The organism is Elizabethkingia argenteiflava, from assembly GCF_009904105.1.
Classification (GTDB): Bacteria; Bacteroidota; Bacteroidia; order Flavobacteriales; family Weeksellaceae; genus Elizabethkingia; species Elizabethkingia argenteiflava.
The window spans coordinates 1-5,913 of record NZ_JAAABJ010000146.1 but is presented as its reverse complement, the minus strand read 5'-3'; the positions used below and the strand labels follow the sequence as shown (position 1 = coordinate 5,913).

The 5,913-nt window shown below is 32.5% G+C and carries 3 protein-coding genes and 1 pseudogene; all 4 read right to left on the bottom strand.

Annotation, left to right across the window (positions count from 1 at the left end; translation table 11 throughout):
- Positions 1–127 precede the first annotated feature (127 nt).
- Positions 128–1,065, bottom strand: a pseudogene (locus GNY06_RS01070) (IS256 family transposase); the annotation flags it as partial.
- A gap of 174 nt (positions 1,066–1,239) precedes the next feature.
- Positions 1,240–4,311 carry a lantibiotic dehydratase gene (locus tag GNY06_RS01065; protein ID WP_166518418.1) on the bottom strand — a complete coding sequence of 1,024 codons (3,072 nt, stop codon included), beginning with the start codon at positions 4,309–4,311 and terminating at the stop codon, positions 1,240–1,242.
- A gap of 206 nt (positions 4,312–4,517) precedes the next feature.
- Entirely contained in the window at positions 4,518–5,702 is a 1,185-nt protein-coding gene (locus tag GNY06_RS01060; protein ID WP_166518417.1) for a lanthionine synthetase LanC family protein, read from the bottom strand.
- A gap of 84 nt (positions 5,703–5,786) precedes the next feature.
- Positions 5,787–5,912: a class I lanthipeptide gene (locus GNY06_RS14980; protein WP_394350813.1), complete on the bottom strand. Its 126-nt coding sequence runs from the start codon at positions 5,910–5,912 to the stop codon at positions 5,787–5,789.
- Position 5,913 lies beyond the last annotated feature (1 nt).

Below are 5,913 nucleotides of genomic sequence, written 5' to 3'. Positions count from 1 at the left end.
TTATCGAATTCTTTCAAAATACTGGAAATCTGATTCGCACTGAATTGTTTCTTTTTCATAATATATAATCCTAAATTTAAACTTTTTGTCTAAATTATAGTCGTACTATTTATGGGGGAGTTTACATAGGGAAAGACATTTTATTTTTGGTATATTTTCTGATTTTTCCATTCAGATTCCCAATTAAATTGGCTGTGTAAATTATTTTTTCTAATCTCGATGAGAAACTCAAAAAAGACAGTTAATTCGTCCCAATTGTTTTTCCATGATGGTATGGCATATAGATATTTGCTTTCCCATTTTGCTTGAAAATCATCCAAAGCAGCTTGAGCAACGTGTTTTGTAGGGGCGGTGTAAATATCGGCATTTTGCCCTTCCATACTACATATTTACATGCATTTCTAATCTGATGGACAACACAAATTTGGGTTTGAGATTCAGGAAAGACAGAGCAGATGGTCTGGGTAAATCCATTTAAATGATAGGTAGCGGTGATGAGAATATCTTCCACACCTCAAGATTTTAAATCTGTGAGAACACCCATCCAGAAAGATGAACTTTGATTTTTTCCAAGCCACATCCCTAATACTTCCTTTCTGCCATGACGATTGAGCCCAACGGCCAGATAAATGGTCTTATTAATAACTTTGGAGTTTTCCCTTACCTTGAAAACAATTCCATCCATCCAGACAATAAGATATTACGGTTCTAACAACTCACCACTTCAATTGCAATAGCATTGGTGATACGTGATATAGTAGATATGGAGACTTGAAAATCATAAATTTAACGGAGCTGTTCTTCAATATGACTTACGCTCATTCCTTTGGCATAAAATGAGATGATTATGTTTTCCAAATCATCAATAATGCTGTATCTTCTGGGTACTAATGCAGGCTTAAAATCCCCTTCACCATCCCTTGGAATTTTAATTTCAGACTTTCCAAACGACGACTTTATTTTCTTACTTCCATGTCGACTGCGGTAATTGCCTATGGTAGATTTCTGATGTTTCTAATGATACAGATGAGAGTCTAAGTCTGATCTGCTTCGAAAGCCTCGTTTTCCCTTACTCAAATGCGCAAAATCCATTTTCTTAGTTTATCTTTGCTTTTATAAGATTCAGAAATTTAAGAGTTTATTTGTTTACAACCTCAAAATTCTTAATTTTTCTCGGAACTTTTTTACTTTTTTAAAAGTTTAAACAGTTTCCATATACGGATGATGCTATAATTATTTTTAATTTATTTTATTCACATGAAATATTTGTCTGTAATACTTTTCCAGAATACTATAGAGGACTAGCTCATGCATTCTCTGCCTAGCATTAAACAATCTGTTAATATGCATGTGGAGGATGCTCATCACCACATCTTTCCTGAGGCTTTTGTCCGAAAAATAAAGGGCCTGATAGCGCTGCCGGATCAATGAAAAAAACACCCGCAGTTCCCCTGATATTTCACTTATAGCATCACCGTTGACATATTGATCAATAGAGGTGAAATAATCTCTGTACTTTTTATCAATCTGCTTCTTAACTCTAGTGCCTGCATGGAATTCTCTTTGATAGCCTTGGGTGAGCTCAAGCATAATTTGCTGCTTATCTGCAATATCAAATTCAAAAATGTTTAAGTATTGGTCTATGCACCACAATGAGGATAACCAAAGTTTCTCAGGGGTCATATTTTTTAAGAGGTATAGAATTAGGTTGCTGTCGGTACAAAAAATATTTTCTATTTCTATTAGATTGTCCCCCGCGTATCTGCTGAGTTCTCTTTCATAGGTGGATAGCTCCAGTTTCCAAATCCGATCATCATTTACATAGGCCTGAAATGCATTTTTAATTTTGTCAATAACCTGCCCTAAATCCTTTATTTCATTAACCTTAAATCGTATACGCAAATGCTCCTCATCGTCAAAATACCGAATGAAAAACCATTGGGATATTAATTTTTCTAATAAAAATTCATTTACCAAATCGGACACCCTATAAATCAGTAGTTCATTCGCTGTTTTAACACCACAATAGATCTTATAATACAACCAAGTATCGCCTGGAATAAATTTTTCTTGAACCTTATAAACAGGAGTAGGAGAGTTATATTTATAAAAATATTTAGAATTTTCGTTTTTGAACGGAATGATGATTTCATTATTCATTACATCTTCTGTTGGATCTGCAATACACTCACGCACTACAATCTGTTTTTCTGTTTTTAGAATATTGAGAAAAGCTTCTAAAAGAACTTCCTTATTGTAATCGATCAAGAGTTTATTATCAAAACTGGTAATATAGAAATATTGTGGGATCTTCATTTGCTGCAAAAGAGTTCTCACTTCTTCAAATGAATGCTCAATCTCTTTAAAAAATTCACTTTCTAGGCGCCATATTGCTGGCTTTAGTATCAGATTTTGTCCATAGGTAATTCGAGGTATATGGTCAAAACACAATAAATTTAGCTCTCCTATATGAAGGTCGGAGTCTATAACATTCTGATTTTGTAAATCGCATAAAAACTGATAAACAGGTAAGCTATTCAGATGATAATTATGAGCAGATGTATGGTATATTTTGAGTTGTTTATTGTACTTCTTACTCCTTAATACGATTTTACCTTTCACCAACCTTATATAAATATCATGAAGATCTATGACATTGATATCCGCTCTGGGCTGGGTAAGATAGGGGAGCTCATAATTACGGGGAATATTTCGCAACAAAATATTTCCGGCTTTCTGGTTGGGCAAATGAACCAATTCTACATGTAGGATCTCTTGGTCATAGGTTTCTATATCTATAATCTCCTGGATTTCTTTTTTATAGGCATTGGTTTCGTTTGAAAATCTTGAAATCATATCTAAGGCAGAGCGGCTGCCTATACTTTCTATTAATATGTGATTATTAACCTTTTCAATCATAACAGCAAAAGTCTCTGGATAGAGACGTGGCATCTCTCTATACCCGAAATCGGGGATGTTTTCTTTTTGTAAATCAATATTTCGATCTTCTTTAATCGCATTTTTAATAGCGGTACTCCAAAATTTTGTAAATTCAATATCATACGTAATTTCTTTGTCTACAATATCATTTTCAAATCCACTTAAATTATCCAGTAAACTGGAAAATGAATATTCCCTCTTATCAGACTGAAGATAACCTATTCCCAACTCATTATCCAAAACAAGATGCAAGGGCATTTCCCTGTCTCCATAACGCAAAAAATATCGGTTTTCAAATGCCTTTAAGTGTGAATTATTTTTGGGTTTTGAAAATTTTGTAACCACCTCTAAGGCTGTTTTTATATTTTTTAAGTCTTTTTGAGACACATATGAATGATCCGTCGATTCATGAACATTTACATTAATAGCAGCACTTTTCTGGTATTGGATAGCTAACGAATCCAAAATATTTTGTATTTTATAATAATTCAATAGGTTACTGCCTTTGAAGTGATCACAAGTTTGAATAATCTTTTTCAGTTCATTTAGTTTATTTTTACAGGCTTCAAGTTCCTCATCTATAGGCTTGTGAAGACATACTTTTTGCAAAAAATTGATGATTTGATCGAGAGGAGGTATACTGTTAAGAGAGATGTCAAAATCGTGTTTGAAAAACTGAGAATGTATGAGTTCATCTAAATATTTCTTTACATCTTGATGGCTTACTCCTTCAACGTTTTCTAATATAAAATCTAAAATAGCACTATAAGTAGTAGGAGCACCAAACTCTTGGGCTAAAATATCAATTAATTCATCACGCTCAACTGAACTTAAAGTATACTCCCTTACTCCCTTCACATAAGAAGTTTCTATAAATCTAAAATGATGCCCTACTTTATAAGCAGAAGCATTCATCTTAAAATGATGATAAAAATTAAACTGCGGTTTGCATAAATACGCTACAATTTCATATAATACGGGAAGTCCTATCGTAATGTAGCGCTTCTGATTAGATTGATTTAGTTGGGGAATTTGATACGGTGCTTGAAAATTAAACATTGAAAAGGATGAGAATAATCCAAAAGGAGTGCTTCTGGTGCAGATTCTATTGTAATATTTGATAATGGTGAAATAAAGTTTTTCCTTCTTTTCTGATGATAGCATTTGAGACATCATTTCTCTCTCCCATTCTTTAAATAATTCTACAGAAGCTAAAAATATTGCCTCTTTAAAATAGTCATCCTCCCATAAATCACATATAAAATCTTTTACATCAGAATAATGAGATGGGATTTTCAAAAATTCTTTATAGCCATAAAAAGGCTTCCTAATAAACCCATATGTGAGTGCTTCAATATTTTTCAAACTCATATTCTTGTCGATTTTTGATTCACAATTATTATAAATTCGCCCAGTATAATCTTATTTTAAATTATTGATATGACTAAACTTAGATCTTAAAATTGAATATTTAGAAGCATCTAAATATTTTATTGATTTTTGTACCTAATAAACTGCAAAAGTTATCCTCATTAAGACGTTTATAGTGGAGCTAAATATGTTTTTTACAAAAAAGCTCATAAATGATAATTTAAAAAATTAAAATACTCTTTGTCAATATCAATCAAATGCTCCATTAAAGCGATACCTATACCTGCGATCCCTTGGCAAAAACATAGATGACTAGTGCTCAGGTGGCTATTATAATATGCGAAAAAACCGGCCCACTGGTGATTATCGTTTCTGTAAGACAATGTCTCATTAAACCAATATTCAGAAGCTTTTTTAAATTTCGGAATCTGGGTTTCTTTATAAAACTTCTTAAAAAAGCTTGCTAAACCAGCGGTCCCATAAATAAGTCCGGCTTCTTGAATATATAAATGCCGATCATCTCTGAAGGCTGCAGTCTTTAAAATTATATCTAATCCCTGAGCCATATATTTCTCGTTTTTTAAAATTTTACCCGCATAATATATGGTATAGCCTATACCAAGATCGCCATAAGCAAGGTTATTATAATTGTAACGTTCTTTTTCTTCCACAAATACGGGGAAACAGGTGATTTGCTTCTCATTTTTATCGTAAAAAGAAAGAACATATTCTATACTGGCATGAATAAGCGATAAAGACTCATCATTATAAACTTCGTGCTTCAATAGGAGTAATAAATAAGACGTAATTCCAATAACTCCATGATTTAATCCTAACTCTACATATGCTTTATTTTTCTGGGCTCTCATGTTAAAAGTCCAGTAAGTCTTATTTTTTGAGTAAGTAGCTAAGATGGCTACCTGATCAATAGTCTCCTGAAGCAATTCATCTCGGGATGGTATTTTATCTCTATAACAAAAATATTTCCCTATTAGCGGGAACCCCGTCGAGAGATCTATATCTTTTTGTTTTATTTTTTCTTTAAGTAGTTGCTTTAAAATACTGTCCATTTGAAATAGGAGCGGATCAACCTCTTCAATGAATTCTTTTTTCTTTATAAAAGATAGGAAAATACCCAGCTCTACAAGATCATTAACATAGCTATAGCTGGTATATTCTTCAGTCAACATGTCCAAAGCCTTTTCAATATACAATACAACTTTCTTGATATCATCTTCGCGTCCCGTATATAAAGCGTAATAATAATAAAATAAAGAGAAGCTTAATAATCCGTTGGAAAGACTAATGTTCTTCACTTTACGATGATTTTTATCTATGGCAGATTCTATTTGGAGTAATATAGAAACCACTTTTTTTGTATTATTATCCAATTTCGTACATAATTAATATTAAAAAGAGAGGAGAAATAACCTCCTCTCCAAAAAACCCAATTAGATATTTAAATATTATTAATATTATTTAACGGTGGTAATATTGCAGGAGTTAACTCCACAAGAAGGAGTGGCTTCTGCAGCCTTATTTCCGCCTTTTATACTGTTTAACTGATGCTCTTGTAATTTGCTAATTTGGTCTTTGTTGATT